Origin of the sequence: Verminephrobacter aporrectodeae subsp. tuberculatae At4 (genome assembly GCF_000193225.1) — a bacterium.
Lineage (GTDB): Bacteria > Pseudomonadota > Gammaproteobacteria > Burkholderiales > Burkholderiaceae_C > Acidovorax > Acidovorax aporrectodeae.
On the sequence record NZ_AFAL01000350.1, the window covers coordinates 42,467 to 56,706 of the forward strand.

Annotated in this window: 14 protein-coding genes; 5 read left to right on the plus strand and 9 right to left on the minus strand. The window is 65.5% G+C overall.

Features of this window, described 5'->3' with window-relative positions; all coding sequences use genetic code 11:
• Nucleotides 1-45 precede the first annotated feature (45 nt).
• The 7 genes from pheS to ddpX form a co-directional block, all read right to left on the minus strand.
• Nucleotides 46-1,098, minus strand: a complete 1,053-nt coding sequence (gene pheS, locus VTU_RS0107015) for a phenylalanine--tRNA ligase subunit alpha (RefSeq protein WP_010102683.1) — start codon at nucleotides 1,096-1,098, stop codon at nucleotides 46-48.
• Between the two features lie 148 nt (nucleotides 1,099-1,246).
• Nucleotides 1,247-1,606: a 50S ribosomal protein L20 gene (gene rplT / locus VTU_RS0107020; protein WP_010102685.1), complete on the minus strand. Its 360-nt coding sequence runs from the start codon at nucleotides 1,604-1,606 to the stop codon at nucleotides 1,247-1,249.
• 25 nt (nucleotides 1,607-1,631) lie between these two features.
• Nucleotides 1,632-1,835: a 50S ribosomal protein L35 gene (gene rpmI, locus VTU_RS0107025; protein ID WP_010102687.1), complete on the minus strand. Its 204-nt coding sequence runs from the start codon at nucleotides 1,833-1,835 to the stop codon at nucleotides 1,632-1,634.
• Between the two features lie 194 nt (nucleotides 1,836-2,029).
• Nucleotides 2,030-2,632: a translation initiation factor IF-3 gene (gene infC, locus VTU_RS0107030; RefSeq protein ID WP_169315374.1), complete on the minus strand. Its 603-nt coding sequence runs from the start codon at nucleotides 2,630-2,632 to the stop codon at nucleotides 2,030-2,032.
• Between the two features lie 87 nt (nucleotides 2,633-2,719).
• Nucleotides 2,720-4,639 (minus strand): threonine--tRNA ligase, encoded by a 1,920-nt coding sequence (gene thrS, locus VTU_RS0107035; protein ID WP_010102691.1) that lies wholly within the window; start codon nucleotides 4,637-4,639, stop codon nucleotides 2,720-2,722.
• 78 nt (nucleotides 4,640-4,717) lie between these two features.
• Nucleotides 4,718-5,164, minus strand: coding sequence for an SRPBCC domain-containing protein (locus tag VTU_RS0107040; protein ID WP_010102692.1), 447 nt, complete (start codon nucleotides 5,162-5,164; stop codon nucleotides 4,718-4,720).
• A 164-nt stretch (nucleotides 5,165-5,328) separates the two neighbouring features.
• Nucleotides 5,329-5,922 (minus strand): D-alanyl-D-alanine dipeptidase, encoded by a 594-nt coding sequence (gene ddpX, locus VTU_RS0107045; RefSeq protein ID WP_138927814.1) that lies wholly within the window; start codon nucleotides 5,920-5,922, stop codon nucleotides 5,329-5,331.
• A 136-nt stretch (nucleotides 5,923-6,058) separates the two neighbouring features.
• Between ddpX and VTU_RS0107050 the strand changes: the two genes are divergently transcribed.
• The 3 genes from VTU_RS0107050 to mmsB all read left to right on the plus strand — a co-directional run bounded on the left by VTU_RS0107050 (nucleotide 6,059) and on the right by mmsB (nucleotide 9,049).
• The gene (locus VTU_RS0107050; protein WP_010102697.1) at nucleotides 6,059-6,787 is read left to right on the plus strand and encodes a riboflavin synthase; all 729 of its coding nucleotides are present in this window, start codon (nucleotides 6,059-6,061) and stop codon (nucleotides 6,785-6,787) included.
• A 133-nt stretch (nucleotides 6,788-6,920) separates the two neighbouring features.
• Nucleotides 6,921-8,087 (plus strand): acyl-CoA dehydrogenase family protein, encoded by a 1,167-nt coding sequence (locus tag VTU_RS0107055; protein ID WP_010102699.1) that lies wholly within the window; start codon nucleotides 6,921-6,923, stop codon nucleotides 8,085-8,087.
• Between the two features lie 68 nt (nucleotides 8,088-8,155).
• Nucleotides 8,156-9,049 (plus strand): 3-hydroxyisobutyrate dehydrogenase, encoded by an 894-nt coding sequence (gene mmsB / locus VTU_RS0107060; protein ID WP_010102703.1) that lies wholly within the window; start codon nucleotides 8,156-8,158, stop codon nucleotides 9,047-9,049.
• 20 nt (nucleotides 9,050-9,069) lie between these two features.
• On the opposite strand, the gene VTU_RS0107065 is transcribed toward mmsB, so the two are convergent.
• Both VTU_RS0107065 and VTU_RS0107070 read right to left on the minus strand, forming a co-directional pair.
• The gene (locus tag VTU_RS0107065; RefSeq protein ID WP_010102705.1) at nucleotides 9,070-9,960 is read right to left on the minus strand and encodes a CoA transferase; all 891 of its coding nucleotides are present in this window, start codon (nucleotides 9,958-9,960) and stop codon (nucleotides 9,070-9,072) included.
• A 23-nt stretch (nucleotides 9,961-9,983) separates the two neighbouring features.
• Complete coding sequence (locus VTU_RS0107070) at nucleotides 9,984-11,180, minus strand: amino acid aminotransferase (RefSeq protein WP_010102707.1); 1,197 nt, start codon at nucleotides 11,178-11,180, stop codon at nucleotides 9,984-9,986.
• 112 nt (nucleotides 11,181-11,292) lie between these two features.
• Between VTU_RS0107070 and uvrB the strand changes: the two genes are divergently transcribed.
• Both uvrB and VTU_RS0107080 read left to right on the plus strand, forming a co-directional pair.
• The gene (gene uvrB / locus VTU_RS0107075) at nucleotides 11,293-13,383 is read left to right on the plus strand and encodes an excinuclease ABC subunit UvrB (RefSeq protein ID WP_010102709.1); all 2,091 of its coding nucleotides are present in this window, start codon (nucleotides 11,293-11,295) and stop codon (nucleotides 13,381-13,383) included.
• A 262-nt stretch (nucleotides 13,384-13,645) separates the two neighbouring features.
• Entirely contained in the window at nucleotides 13,646-14,182 is a 537-nt protein-coding gene (locus VTU_RS0107080) for a Fe-S cluster assembly transcription factor (protein WP_010102711.1), read from the plus strand.
• Nucleotides 14,183-14,240 lie beyond the last annotated feature (58 nt).

A 14,240-nucleotide genomic window follows, 5' to 3' on the forward strand; every position in this document is an offset into this window, starting at 1 on the left:
GGCCACCGGGAGCGCGCCCCGCGGAAGGAATCTGCGGTATCGGCTTTACTGGAACTGCGACAGGAAGCGGATGTCGCCGTCAAAGAACAGGCGCAGGTCGTTGACGCCATAGCGCAGCATGCTCAGGCGGTCTGGTCCCATGCCAAAGGCAAAGCCGATGTGCTTCTCGGGGTCGAGTCCCATGTTGCGCACCACGTTGGGATGCACCTGGCCCGATCCGGCCACCTCCAGCCAGCGGCCCGCGAGCGGCCCGGTCTGGAAGCGGATGTCGATCTCGGCGCTGGGCTCGGTGAACGGGAAGAAACTGGGGCGAAAGCGCAGCACCAGGTCTTCGTGCTCGAAGAACGTGCGGCAGAAGTCGGTGAAGACGACCTTCAGGTCCTTGAAGCTCACGTTCTCGCCAATCCACAGGCCTTCGCATTGGTGGAACATGGGCGAGTGCGTGGCGTCGCTGTCAACGCGGTAGGTGCGGCCCGGGGCGATCACCCGGATCTCGGGGATGGACTGGCCTGCATCGAGCGCCGCCCGGTGCTTCTTCACATGCTGCAGCGCGTGGCGGATCTGCATGGGGCTGGTGTGCGTGCGCAGCAGGTTGGGCGCGCCGGCGCTGCCGCCCTCGACGTAGAAGGTGTCGTGCATGGAGCGCGCGGGATGGTCCTCGGGCGTGTTCAGCGCGCTGAAGTTGAACCAGTCGGTCTCGATCTCGGGACCTTCGGCGACGTCGAAACCCATGGAGCCGAAGATGCCCTGGATGCGCTCGAGCGTCAGCGACACCGGGTGCAGCCCCCCCGGTCCGCGCTGGCGGCCCGGCAGGCTCACGTCCAGCGCTTCGGCCTCGAGTTGCGCCTGCAGTTCGGCGTCGGCCAGGGCTTGGCGGCGTGCGTTCAGGGCCGCCTCGACGGCCTGCTTGGCCGCATTGATGGCCGCGCCGCGGGCTTTCTTTTCCTCCACGCCAAGCTGCGCCAGGCCCTTCATGAGCTCGGTCACGCGGCCCGAACGGCCCAGAAACTGCGCCTTGGCGTTTTCCAGATCGGCCGGGGTGGCACTTTGGGCAAAGCGTTGCACCGCGCTCTCGACCAGGGAATCCAACTCATTCATGGCAACTCTTGAAAATGCACGAGGGCCAGCGCCTTTTCACAAGCCCTGACCCTCGTTGTTTGTCTGCGCGGCAAGCGAACCAGTGTTCTGCCCCGCGTCATGTGCCGATCTTCGCGCGGCAGGACACCAGGTCACCGGTCGTGAACACTCAAGCCGCCAGCCTGGCCTTGACCTGCTCCACGATGCTGCCAAAGGCCGCCCTGTCGTGCACCGCGAGGTCGGCGAGCATCTTGCGGTCGATCTCGATCGAGGCCTTCTTCAGGCCGTCAGCGAACTGGCTGTAGGTCAGGCCCAGTTCCCGGGCGGCGGCGTTGATGCGGGCAATCCACAGTTGGCGGAATACGCGCTTCTTGGTGCGGCGGTCGCGGTAGGCGTACTGCCCGGCCTTCATGACCGCCTGTTTGGCGATCCGGAAGACATTGCCGCGGCGACCACGGAAACCCTTGGCAAGGGCGAGAACTTTCTTGTGACGGGCACGGGCCGTTACACCACGTTTGACGCGAGGCATGTGAGTACTCCTTGTTCGTCGGTTGTCAAAGTCCGGCGCCCGGCAGCATCTGTGCAATGGAGCCCATGTCGGCCCCATGCACGGCAACCGAACCCCGCAGGTGGCGCTTGTTCTTGGTGCTCTTCTTGGTCAGGATGTGGCGTTTGAAGGCTTGGGCGCGCTTGACGGTACCACCGGGACGAACACGGAAGCGCTTCTTCGCGCTGCTCTTGGTTTTCATTTTGGGCATGTGACTGCTCCTGTTCATTGTGCTCGTGAGGCGTTTGCAAACCGATCTGCAAACTTGTTGGCCCCGAGCCACTTTTGTCGAAGTGGCTTTCGCCCTTCGTTCGGCGCCGCCGTGGCAGCGCCTGCGAACACCAGCGCCTTGCGGGCGCGGCGCGCGCATTCTCTCAGATTCCCGAATACTCCCGGATTCGGCCGTCAGGCCGTAGCGCCCGTTGCGGAAGCGGCTTCCGAAGCCGGTTTGGCAGCCGCCGGCTTTTTCTTGCCCGGGGCAATCATCATGATCATCTGGCGGCCTTCCAACTTGGGAAACTGCTCGATGATGATGCTGTCAGCCAGATCGTCGCGGATACGATTCAGCAGGGCCAAGCCCAGTTCCTGGTGCGTGATTTCACGTCCCCGGAAGCGCAGCGTGATCTTGCACTTGTCGCCATCGGCCAAGAAGCGGCGGATGTTGCGCATCTTGATGTTGTAGTCGCCATCATCGGTACCGGGGCGGAATTTGACTTCCTTGATTTCGATGACCGTCTGCTTGGCCTTGGCCTCGGCCGCCCGCTTTTGTTCCTGGTACTTGAACTTGCCATAGTCCATCAGGCGGCACACCGGGGGTTTCGCCGTGGCAGCGATTTCCACCAGATCCACGTCCAACTCACCCGCCATGCGCAGGGCTTCCGTCAGGCTCACGACGCCCAGAGGCTCGTTTTCCGGCCCGGAGAGGCGGACCTCCGGAGCCAGGATTTCCCGGTTCAGGCGGTGCTTGCGCTCTTCGCGGTGGCGACGATCACGAAATTCAGTAGCGATGACTATCTTCCTTTAATTCAAATGCTACAAATTATGTAGCTACAAACGCGTGCATGGCTGGCGCCAAAGAATTCATGCATACCAGAATCAGACTTTGGTGGCGATGTCCTGGGCGATCAGTTCGGCGAAAGCTTCAACGGACATCACGCCGAGGTCACGGTTGCCCCGGCCACGCACTGCGACAGCGCCTGCGGCCTTTTCCTTGTCGCCTGCGACGAGGATGTACGGCAGCTTTTGCAACGAGTGCTCGCGTATTTTATAGGTGATCTTCTCGTTTCGTAGATCGAGCGCAACCCTGAGGTCTTGACCCGGCAGCATTTTTTGCAGCTTTGCGGCAATTTCGCGACAGTAGTCGGCCTGCGCGTCGGTGATGTTGAGCAGCGCCAACTGCACCGGCGCAAGCCAGACGGGGAGGGCGCCCGCGTAGTGCTCGATGAGCATGCCGATGAAGCGTTCCATGCTGCCCACGGTGGCGCGGTGCAGCATCAGCGGGCGCTTGCGGCTGCCGTCCTCGGCCACGTACTGCGCGTCCAGGCGCTCGGGCAGGTTCGGGTCGATCTGTAGCGTCCCGCACTGCCATTGGCGGCCCAGCGCGTCCTTGAGCGTGTATTCGATCTTCGGGCCGTAGAACGCGCCCTCGCCTGCAGCGATCTCGAACGCGCAGCCCGAATGGCGCAGGCCGTCCATCAGCGCCTTCTCGGCCAGGTCCCAGGATTCGTCCGTGCCGATGCGCGCATCGGGCCGCGTCGCCAGCTTGTAGATGATGTCGGTAAAACCGAAGTCCTTGTAGACCTTTTGCACCAGGGCCGTGTAGTTGGCGCACTCCTGGAGCACCTGCTCCTGCGTGCAGAAGATATGGCCATCGTCCTGCGTGAAACCGCGCACGCGCATGATGCCGTGCAGGCCACCCGTGGGCTCGTTGCGGTGGCAGGCGCCGAACTCGCCGTAGCGCAGCGGCAGATCGCGGTAGCTCTTGATCCCCTGCTTGTAAATCAGGATGTGGCCGGGGCAGTTCATCGGCTTGAGCGCGTAGGCGCGCTTTTCCGATTCGGTCGTGAACATGTTGTCGCGGTACTTGTCCCAGTGGCCTGTTTTCTCCCACAGGCTCTGGTCCAGGATCTGCGGGCCCTTGACCTCCTGGTAGCCGTTGTCGCGGTACACGCGGCGCATGTACTGCTCCACCTCCTGCCACAGGGCCCAGCCCTTGGGGTGCCAGAACACGGTGCCCGGCGAGTGCTCGTCCAGGTGGAACAGGCCCAGCTCGCGGCCCAGCCTGCGGTGGTCGCGCTTCTCGGCCTCTTCGAGCACGCGGAGGTATTCCTGCAGTTCCTCCCGGCTCGCCCAGGCCGTGCCATAGATGCGCTGCAGCATCTCGTTGCGGTGGTCGCCGCGCCAGTAGGCGCCCGCCACCTTCATGAGCTTGAAGAATTTCAGCCGGCCCGTGCTGGGCACATGCGGGCCGCGGCACAGGTCTTCGAAATGGCCTTCGCGGTACAGGCTCAGTTCTTCGCCGCCGGGGATTGCGGCAATGATCTCGGCCTTGTAGTGCTCGCCCAGGCCCTTGAAGTAGGCCACGGCCTCGTCGCGCGGCAGCACGCGGCGCACGACGGGCTCGTCCCTTGCGGCCAGTTCCTGCATGCGCTTCTCGATCGCCGCCAAGTCTTCGGGCGTGAAGGGGCGCTGGTACGCAAAGTCGTAGAAGAAGCCGTTTTCGATCACCGGACCGACGGTCACCTGCGCTTCGGGGAACAACTCCTTGACGGCGTAGGCCAGCAGGTGGGCCGTGGAGTGGCGGATCAGTTCCAGCCCTTCGGCGTCCCGGGCCGTGATGATGGACAGCGGGCTGTCCGCCGTGATCTGGTGGCTGGTGTCCACCAGCCTGTCGCCAATCTTGCCGGCCAGGGCGGCCTTGGCCAGACCCGGGCCGATGGATGCCGCCACCTCGGTCACCGTCACGGGGCCCGGAAATTCGCGCTGCGCGCCATCGGGGAGCGTGATCCGAATCATGGGAGTCATTCTTTCCTTGCCAATGGGGCGCGTGCGCCAGGCCCGGCAACAAGCATGGCGCGCATCCCCTCTGCTGCTTTATGTGGAGGATGCACAAAGACGCCGCTCGAGCGCTGCATTCATGGCACCAAAGCCACGCTCGGTGTCATGCCGAATGCTGTGGAATATGGGTGCCGACAAGAGACCGGAGAAAGTCTCGCTATGCGTCAGTTCGGTTCTTGCATTCGGCAAGGACCGAAGGTCGAACTGGTGCAGGCCACAGAAAAGCCATGTGCTGCCTTTCCAGGACCCACGCCATGCCAGCGATTGCGCGGGGACCAGGGTGAGCAGTGTCGCTTCAAAGGTTTGGCGTTTGGGGGGCTGCAAGGTCACCGCAATGCGCAAGGACGCACCCAGCGTGCACTGCCCGGAAATCTCGACGATAAACGGATTCCAGGAAGGGTAATTTGCAAAATCCGCGAGTACGGCCCATACGTCATTCACAGGTGCGTCCATCTGGATCCGGGTGGTGATTTTCTTGGTCATGACGGGGGGCCATCCCGTACCGGTGCGTACGGCCAGCCTCAGCGGCCGGGGGAGTGATCTCGTGGAATGAATGGGCGCGCATCTTACCTTGTCGGAACATGACGCGAACTGCTTGCGTTTCCTTTCGTGCTGCCATTTGCGGGTCAGGACACCCGTGCGGGTGCTCACCGCTCTCTGGAAGGAAGCAAGGAATCGGCACCGGCGGCTTGAAAGTTCATGAGCCGCAGCCCCTCTACCTCGTCGCTGAGCGGCGGGTAGTCGCGCCAGTGCGGCAGGTTGTAGTGCCACCACTCCTTCGGGTTGTGCGCAAAGCCGCTGGCCACCATCAGGCCGAGCAATAGCGCGCGGTTGCGCTGGGCCACGATCGGCACGTCGATGCGGCCGTGGCCGGACTGCGCCGTCATGTCGTCAAAGTCGGTGCCCATGTCCAGCGGCTCGCCCGCGCTGTTGGCCAACGTCAGGTCAACCGCCACGCCCCGGCTGTGCATCGGGCCCTGGCGTGGGTCGGCAACGAAGTTCGGGTCGGGTAGCACCTTCCACAACAGCCATTGGGCCGCCACCGGGCGGTAGGCGTCAAACACGCGCAGCCGCAGGTTCTGCGCTGCGGCGAGCGCAGCGGCGCGCAGCAGGGCCTGCAATGCATGCGGATGCAGCAAGGCGACCGTGCGCTGGTAGATGGGCCGCCGGGTCAGGTTGTCGGCGCTGGCATAGAGCAGGTCGATGTCGATCGAAGGGTGAGAAATGGTTTCGAGAAGCATGGGGTCATGGGTGGCGTTCATGCAAGGGCACTGCGCAATCGCTCGCGTGCACGGATGGCGCTGCTTGCAGCCACGGCAGTGTAGACGCAGCCGTCGCGGGGCCGGCCGGGTGAGCGGCGGATGGCAGAATGCCGCCATGTTCACAGGCATCGTCCAGGCCACCGCCGCCATCGCCGCAGTCCACGCGCGCGCGGGGCTGCGCAGCCTGCTCCTGGAATTCCCCGCGGGCTTCTGCGAGGACCTGGGCATCGGCGCGAGCGTGTCGGTCGATGGCGTGTGCCTCACGGTCACCGGGCGGCCCTCGCCGACCGCGGCCGCGTTCGACGTGATGCAGCAGAGCCTGAACCTGACCACGCTGGGCGATTACGCGCCGGGCGAGCGCGTGAACGTGGAGCGCGCTGCCAGGGACGGCGCGGAGATCGGCGGGCACCCGCTGTCGGGGCACATCGACTGTGCGGCCACGCTCGCCGGGGTGCGCGCGGCCGAGGGCAATCTGGTGTGGCGCGTGGCCGTGCCGCCCGCGTTTTGCAAATACCTTTTTGCCCGGGGCTACATCGCCGTCCATGGCGCGAGCCTCACGCTGTCCGAGGTGAACCGCGCCGAAGGCTGGTTCGAGGTGTGGCTGATTCCCGAGACGCGCCGCGCCACGGTGTTCGAGCACAAGCGCGCCGGCGACCGGTTGAACATCGAGATCGAACGCAGCACGCAGGTGCTGGTGGATACCGTGCGCGAGGCGGTGCACGAAAGCCTGGGTCGCCTGCAGCCCGTGCTGGAGGAATTGCTTGCGCAAAAGGGCCTGGCGCTCGAAGACTTCATGCCGTCGGCGTGGCCACCGCACGCAGGCGGGCCGCCTGCTGCGCCGTGAGCCCGGCGTGTGTAGCCGGGCTCGACGAGCAAGGCCCTGCTCGTCGAGCGCATCGCGCACCGCCGGATGGATCGGCGGCTTCGGTCTGTCCGCATGAAGTGATGGTGCGCGCGCCATACCCCGAGACTCTCGCATGAACTTTGACCTCACAGAAGAACAAAGCGCCTTTGCCCGGAGCGCGCGCGCCTTTGCCCGGGCTGAATTCGCGCCCCACGCCGCACGCTGGGACGCCGAGGCCATTTTCCCCAGGGAGGCGATTGCCCAGGCCGGAAAGCTCGGTTTCTGCGGCCTGTACGCTCCCGAGGCTGCGGGCGGTCTGGCGCTGCCCCGGCTCGACGCCACGCTGGTGTTCGAGGAACTGGCGGCCGTCGATCCGTCGACCAGCGCCTTCATCAGCATCCACAACATGGCAACCTGGATGCTCGGCACCTGGGCCACGCCCGCCGTGCGCGAGCACTGGGGTCCGCTGCTGAGCGCGGGCGAAAAGCTGGCCTCGTACTGCCTGACCGAACCCGGTGCGGGATCGGACGCCGCGGCGCTCAAGACCCGGGCCGAACGGGTGCGCGACGAATACCACATCGATGGCAGCAAGGCCTTCATCTCGGGCGCGGGCAGCACCGACGTGCTGCTGCTCATGGCGCGCACCGGCGGCGCAGACTCGGGCGCGGGCGGAATCAGCGCGTTCGTGGTTCCGGCCGACGCCGCGGGAATCAGCTATGGGAAAAAGGAGCACAAGATGGGCTGGAACAGCCAGCCCACGCGCAGCATCCGCTTCGACGGCGTGCGCATCCCCGCTGACCACCTGCTCGGCCGCGTGGGCGAAGGCTTCAAGATCGCCATGCAGGGGCTGGACGGCGGGCGCATCAATATTGCCGCTTGCTCGGTCGGCGCGGCGCAGGGTGCGCTCGAAGCCGCCCGGCAGCACATGCACGAGCGCTGCCAGTTCGGCCAGCCGATCGCGCACTTTCAGGCGCTGCAGTTCAGGCTCGCCGACATGGCCACCGAACTGGTCGCCGCGCGCCAGATGGTGCGCCTGGCGGCGAGCAAGCTCGACGCGGGTGCGCGCGACGCCAGCACCTATTGCGCCATGGCCAAGCGTTTCGCCACCGACGCGGGCTTTGCCGTGTGCAACGAGGCGTTGCAACTGCACGGCGGCTACGGCTATATCCGCGAGTACCCTCTGGAGCGCCTGCTGCGCGACGTGCGCGTGCACCAGATCCTCGAAGGCAGCAATGAAATCATGCGCGTGATCATTGCGCGGCGCATGCTCGACGGCGACGCCCCGGATACCATCCGTTAGCGTTGGACCTTGCCCCTTGGACGGCCGGCGCAAGCGGCATTTTTTACCGAAAAACGGGAGACAAGCGCATGAAAATCGCATTCATCGGCCTGGGCAACATGGGCAGCCCCATGGCTCTGAACCTGCACCAGGCAGGCTACTCGGTACAGGCGTTTGACCTCTCACGCCCCGCGTGCGACAGGCTCGCCGCTGCGGGCGTTCCGATCGCCGCCGATGCCGCCACGTCGGTACAGGGCGCGCAGATCGTGATCAGCATGCTGCCCGCGAGCCGGCATGTCGAAGCGCTCTTTCTGGGGGATGGCACGCGGGCGGGCCTGTTGCCGCTGCTCACCGCGGGCACGCTGGTGATCGACTGCTCGACCATCGCCGCAGCGGCCGCGCGCAAGGTGGCTGACGCGGCGCATGCCCGGGGCGTTCTGTTCATCGACGCTCCCGTCTCGGGCGGAACGGGCGGCGCCGTGGCAGGCTCGCTGACCTTTATGGTGGGGGGCGACGCCGCAGCGCTGGAACGCGCGCGCCCGGTGCTGGAGAAGATGGGCGCGAACATCTTCCACGCGGGCGGCGTGGGCGCGGGCCAGACGGCGAAGATCTGCAACAACATGCTGCTGGGAATCCTGATGGCAGGCACCAGCGAGGCCATCGCCCTGGGCGTGGCCAACGGCCTGGACCCCAAGGTATTGAGCGAAATCATGCGCCGCAGCTCGGGCGGCAACTGGGCGCTGGAGAAGTACAACCCCATGCCTGGCGTGATGCAGACGGCTCCTGCCGCCAAGGGCTACACCGGTGGCTTTGGCACCGACCTGATGCTCAAGGACCTGGGCCTGGCGCAGGAAAGCGCGACCGCGGTGCAGGCTGCCACCCCCCTGGGCGGACTGGCGCGCAGCCTGTACGCCGCGCACAGCCTTGCGGGCAACGGCGCGCTGGACTTCTCGAGCATCATCTGCATGCTGCAAAAACGCTGAGGCGCAGAGGCCATCGGCCATCAGGCCAGGGTATGCAGCGGAATGTCCTGTGCCTGCGCGAGCGCGTCGAGCTGCGCGCGGGTCTGCGTGCGCAGGAACCCGGCGATCGCCTGGTGCGTGGCCGGGGCGTGGAGCCGCAGCGCGTCCCCGGTGGCGGGCAGGCCGGCGGCGGCGCATAGGCGTGCGGCAAAGTGCGGCTCCAGCGCGGCCACGGCGACCCGTCCGTCGGCGCAGGGGTAGACGCGGTAGCCCGCGTGCCCGCCGCCCACGGGGCCCTCGGGCGTGGTCAGGCCCCAGTCGCGTGGCAGGGCCAGCCAGGCTGCGGCGTCCGCCAGCGCGACCTCGATGCACGCGCCGGCGCCGGTGTGGGCGCGCTCCAGCAGGGCTTGCAGAACGGCCTCGCTGGCCATCAGGGCGCCGCCCATGTCGGCGTAGAGCGTGGGCGGCATTTCGTCTCCCGTGACCAGGCCGGCCTTGGCCAGGTAGGTCAGATCGTGGCCCGGCTCTTCGGCGCGTTCGCCCGCGGTGCCCACGATGCGTATCAGCGACAGGCGGGGGTAGCGCGCCTGCAGGGTGTCCTGGTCCAGCCCCAGCCGGGCCAGCGCAGACGGCCGAAAGGAGGTGAGCAGCGCGTCGCTGCGCGCCAGTTCCGCGTGCAGGCTGGCCTGGCCTGCGGGCGTTTTCAGGTCCGCGTACAGCAGCCTCACCCCCGCGTGCAGCGTGGCATGGACCGCGGGGTCATGGCTGGCCATGGGGTCGGCACTGCATTGGCCGGGGGCGGGTGGGGATTCGAGCTTGCTGCATTCGGCGCCCATGCGCGCGCAGCGCATCAGCGCCGCAGGGCCGGGCAGATTCAGCGCCAGGCTCAGGATGCGGGTGTTGCGCAGCGGTTGGGGCAGGGCAGGGGGCATGGGGCGGTGCTCTTGCGCTGCCGTCAGAGCACTTGCGCAATGGCCCGGCAGACGTAGCCCATGTTCCTGTCGTTGAGCGCGGCCACGCACATGCGGCCGGTGTCGGTGCCGTATACGCCGAATTCATTGCGCAGGCGCAGCATTTGTTCGCGGCTCAGGCCCGAGTAGCTGAACATGCCGATTTGCCGGGCGATGAATCCCATGTCCTGCTGCACGCCGGCGGCCTTCAGTCCATCGACCAACTGCTGGCGCACGGCCTGGATGCGCGTGCGCATGTGCGTCAGCTCTTTCTCCCACAGGGCGCGCAGTCCGGGGTCGTTCAGCACGGCGGCGACAACGGCGCCACCGTGGGTCGGGGGCGTGGAGTAGTTGGCGCGGATGACGATTTTGAGCTGGCTCAGCACCCGGCTGGCTTCCTGCTTGTCGGCGCAGAGCACCGACAGGCTGCCCACGCGCTCGCCGTACAGGCTGAGGTTCTTGGAAAACGAGGTGGACACGAGGAAGTCCAGGCCGGCAGCGACGCATTTGCCGATTACCGCGCCGTCTTCGGCGATTCCCTGGCCAAAGCCCTGGTAGGCCATGTCGAGGAAGAGCGTGAGGCCCCGAGCCTGGAGTACGGCGATGACCTGGTCCCACTGCGCGGAGTCGAGGTCGCAGCCGGTGGGGTTGTGGCAGCAGGCGTGCAGCACGACGATGCTGCCGGGGGCGGCAGCGTTCAGGTCCGCGAGCAAGGCTTCGATGTTCAGGCCGCGCTTTGCGGCGTCATAGTAGGTGTAGCTGCCGACGGCAAAGCCCGCCTGGGTGAACAGGGCGCGGTGGTTTTCCCAGCTCGGGTCGGAGATCAGCACCCGGGCGTCGGGGCTGAGCTTTTTCAGGAAGTCGGCGCCGATCTTCAGGCCACCGGTGCCGCCGATGGCCTGCACGGTGGCCACGCGGCCGGATTGGACGGGCTCGCTGTCGGCGCCGAACACCAGGCTCCTGACGGCCTGGTCGTAGGCCGCGATGCCGTCGATGGGCAGGTAACCGCGCGCGCTGGGGGCGCGCATCAGGTTTTTTTCGGCAGCCTGCACGCATTCCAGCAGGGGCAGCTTGCCGTGCGCGTCGAAATAAACGCCGACGCCCAGGTTCACCTTGTCGGCCCTGGTGTCGGCGTTGAACTGCTCGCTCAGGCCCAGGATGGGGTCGCGCGGGGCCATTTCGACGGCGGTGAACAAGGACATGAGAATTCTCCAGAGCTTGGTCGATGGCAAAGCAAAGTGGTGTTACCGTGCCGGGTTGGGTCAATTCTAGTGCGCTGGAGAGGCCCGCCCATCCCCACCGCTGAGCGCAACCATGCCGGATATCACACAGGCCCTGACGGATAAGCAGGACGGCGAATTCGTTCGTTTTCCCGATTCCCCTTTTGAATTGTTCCAGCCCTACCCCCCGGCGGGCGATCAGCCCGAGGCCATCGCCAAACTGGTCCAGGGGCTGATCGACGGCGAGGCATTCCAGACCCTGCTGGGCGTGACGGGATCGGGAAAGACCTTCACCATGGCGAACGTCATTGCCCGCATGGGGCGCCCGGCGATCGTGTTCGCGCCCAACAAGACGCTGGCCGCGCAGTTGTACAGCGAGTTCCGCGAGTTCTTCCCGAAGAACGCGGTCGAGTACTTCGTGAGCTACTACGACTACTACCAGCCCGAGGCCTATGTGCCGCAGCGCGATCTGTTCATAGAAAAAGACAGCGCGATCAACGAGCACATCGAGCAGATGCGCCTGAGTTGCACCAAGAGCCTGCTGGAGCGGCGCGACGTGCTGATCGTGGCCTCCGTGTCGGCGATCTACGGCATCGGCGAGCCGCAGAGCTACCACCGCATGGTGATGACGCTGCGCGTGGGCGACGGGCTGGGCCAGCGCGAGGCGATTGCGCAACTCATCCGCATGCAGTACCAGCGCAACGATGCCGATTTTTCGCGCGGCAAGTTCCGCGTGCGCGGCGAGACCATCGACGTGTTCCCGGCCGAGCACTCCGAGCTGGCCCTGCGCATCGAACTGTTCGACGACGCGGTGGAAAGCCTGCAACTCTTCGACCCGCTCACCGGGCACATCAGGCAGAAAATCCCGCGCTTTACCGTGTACCCCGGAAGCCATTACGTGACGCCGCGCGACAAGGTGCTGGCGGCGATCGAGACCATCAAGCTGGAACTCACCGAGCGCCTGGCGCAACTGCTCGCCGACGGCAAGCTGGTGGAGGCCCAACGGCTCGAGCAGCGCACGCGCTTCGATCTGGAGATGCTCGTCGAAGTGGGGCATTGCAAGGGAATCGAGAACTACACGCGCCACCTCTCGGGGGCGGCGCCGGGCGACCCGCCGAGCACGCTGACCGATTACCTGCCCAAGAACGCGCTGATGTTCCTCGACGAGAGCCACCAGATGATCGGCCAGCTCAACGCCATGTACAGCGGCGACCGCTCGCGCAAGACCACGCTCGTCGAGTATGGCTTTCGCCTGCCGTCGGCGCTGGACAACCGGCCGCTGAAGTTCGAGGAGTTCGAGCGGCGCATGCGGCAGGTGGTCTTTGTCTCGGCCACGCCCGCCGGCTACGAGAGGACCCACTCCGGTCAGATCGTGGACCAGCTGGTGCGGCCCACCGGCCTGGTGGACCCGCAGGTCGAGGTGCGCCCCGCGACGCACCAGGTCGACGACGTGCTGCAGGAAATACGCATCTGCGTGGAAAAGCGCGAGCGCGTGCTCATCACCACGCTGACCAAGCGCATGGCCGAGCAGCTGACCGACTACCTGACGGACAACGGCGTGAAGGTGCGCTACCTGCACAGCGACGTGGACACGGTCGAGCGCGTGGAGATCATCCGTGACCTGCGCCTGGGCGCGTTCGACGTGCTGGTGGGGATCAACCTGCTGCGCGAGGGGCTGGACATCCCCGAGGTGTCGCTGGTGGCGATCCTGGACGCCGACAAGGAGGGCTTTCTGCGCGCCGAGCGCAGCCTGATCCAGACCATAGGCCGCGCGGCGCGCAATCTCAATGGACGCGCCATCCTGTACGCGGACCGGATCACCGACTCCATGCAAAAAGCCATGGGCGAGACGGAACGCCGCCGGACGAAGCAGATCGCGCACAACGTGGAGCACGCCATCACGCCGCGCGGCATCGTCAAGCGGGTCAGAGACCTGATCGACGGCGTCCACAGCGAGAAAGCGGGCAAGGACGCGCAGCGGCTGGAACAGGAAGCCATGCAGCGCGCGCAGCTGCAGGACATGTCCGAAAAAGATTTGGCGCGCGAGATCAAGCGGCTCGAAAAACGCATGCTCGAGCACGCGCGCAATCTGGAGTTCGAGCAGGCGGCCCAGATGCGCGACCAGCTCACGCGGCTCAAGGGCCAGGCGTTTGGCGCGCATGGTGGCGATGCGCTCGCCCTGTGACGGAGCGGGCATATGGATTCACTGAGCAAATCGACGGGCGTACGCGCCTTAACCCGACTAATTTACTAGGGATTTGTGCTAGACTCGCACGAAACATTCAAAAACAAAAGCCCCATAAAGAGCAGCCTTGTTGCAAGCCCCTGTTCGGGCAACGGTGTGCGGCCAAGGGCGCGGGGGGGATGGTAGGGAGGTGGTGCCTCACTGACCATCAGGCCAGCGAAGGCGGTTTCCACAACGAACAAGCCTTGACAAGGAGCTTGCGATGCGTCTTACAACCAAAGGCCGTTTTGCGGTCACCGCGATGATCGACTTGGCACTGCGCCAGGACAATGGTCCTGTCACTCTGGTTGCAATCAGCCAACGGCAGGAAATTTCTCTGTCGTACCTGGAGCAACTCTTTGGCAGGTTGCGCCGCAATGAAATCGTGCAGTCCGTCCGGGGACCCGGCGGCGGCTACAAACTGGCCCGCGATGCGGCCGACATCACGGTGGTGGACATCGTCGTGTCGGTGGACGAACCCCTCGACGCCACGCAGTGCGCTGGCAAGGAGAACTGTCTGGGCGAGGCCGGCCGTTGCATGACGCACGAACTGTGGTCGGCGCTCAACCAGCGCATGGTGGACTTCCTCAATTCCGTGAGCTTGAAGAAGCTGGTCGACGATCAACTCGCCAAGGGCTTTCAGATTGAAGATCGACGAGTGACTCGGCGTTCGATCTCGACATTCCCCGTGCACCAGTCCGCCTGTGCGAGCACGACCCATTCGGTGTTCACACTGAACAATGCCTTAGTGAAATCCTGATCCCCGGAATTGCCCTGAGCGTGTCCGCACGCATCTTTTTTCGTTTTTTGCCGGTTTG

Coding starts and splice junctions, on each gene's coding strand:
- VTU_RS0107065 (WP_010102705.1), bottom strand. CDS start 9,960: ATGCCCCCTGCCCTGCCCCAACCGCTGCGCAACACCCGCATCCTGAGC.
- VTU_RS0107070 (WP_010102707.1), bottom strand. CDS start 11,180: ATGTCCTTGTTCACCGCCGTCGAAATGGCCCCGCGCGACCCCATCCTG.
- uvrB (WP_010102709.1), top strand. CDS start 11,293: ATGCCGGATATCACACAGGCCCTGACGGATAAGCAGGACGGCGAATTC.
- rplT (WP_010102685.1), bottom strand. CDS start 1,606: ATGCCTCGCGTCAAACGTGGTGTAACGGCCCGTGCCCGTCACAAGAAA.
- thrS (WP_010102691.1), bottom strand. CDS start 4,639: ATGATTCGGATCACGCTCCCCGATGGCGCGCAGCGCGAATTTCCGGGC.
- VTU_RS0107040 (WP_010102692.1), bottom strand. CDS start 5,164: ATGACCAAGAAAATCACCACCCGGATCCAGATGGACGCACCTGTGAAT.
- mmsB (WP_010102703.1), top strand. CDS start 8,156: ATGAAAATCGCATTCATCGGCCTGGGCAACATGGGCAGCCCCATGGCT.
- ddpX (WP_138927814.1), bottom strand. CDS start 5,922: ATGCTTCTCGAAACCATTTCTCACCCTTCGATCGACATCGACCTGCTC.
- VTU_RS0107055 (WP_010102699.1), top strand. CDS start 6,921: ATGAACTTTGACCTCACAGAAGAACAAAGCGCCTTTGCCCGGAGCGCG.
- VTU_RS0107080 (WP_010102711.1), top strand. CDS start 13,646: ATGCGTCTTACAACCAAAGGCCGTTTTGCGGTCACCGCGATGATCGAC.
- pheS (WP_010102683.1), bottom strand. CDS start 1,098: ATGAATGAGTTGGATTCCCTGGTCGAGAGCGCGGTGCAACGCTTTGCC.
- rpmI (WP_010102687.1), bottom strand. CDS start 1,835: ATGCCCAAAATGAAAACCAAGAGCAGCGCGAAGAAGCGCTTCCGTGTT.
- VTU_RS0107050 (WP_010102697.1), top strand. CDS start 6,059: ATGTTCACAGGCATCGTCCAGGCCACCGCCGCCATCGCCGCAGTCCAC.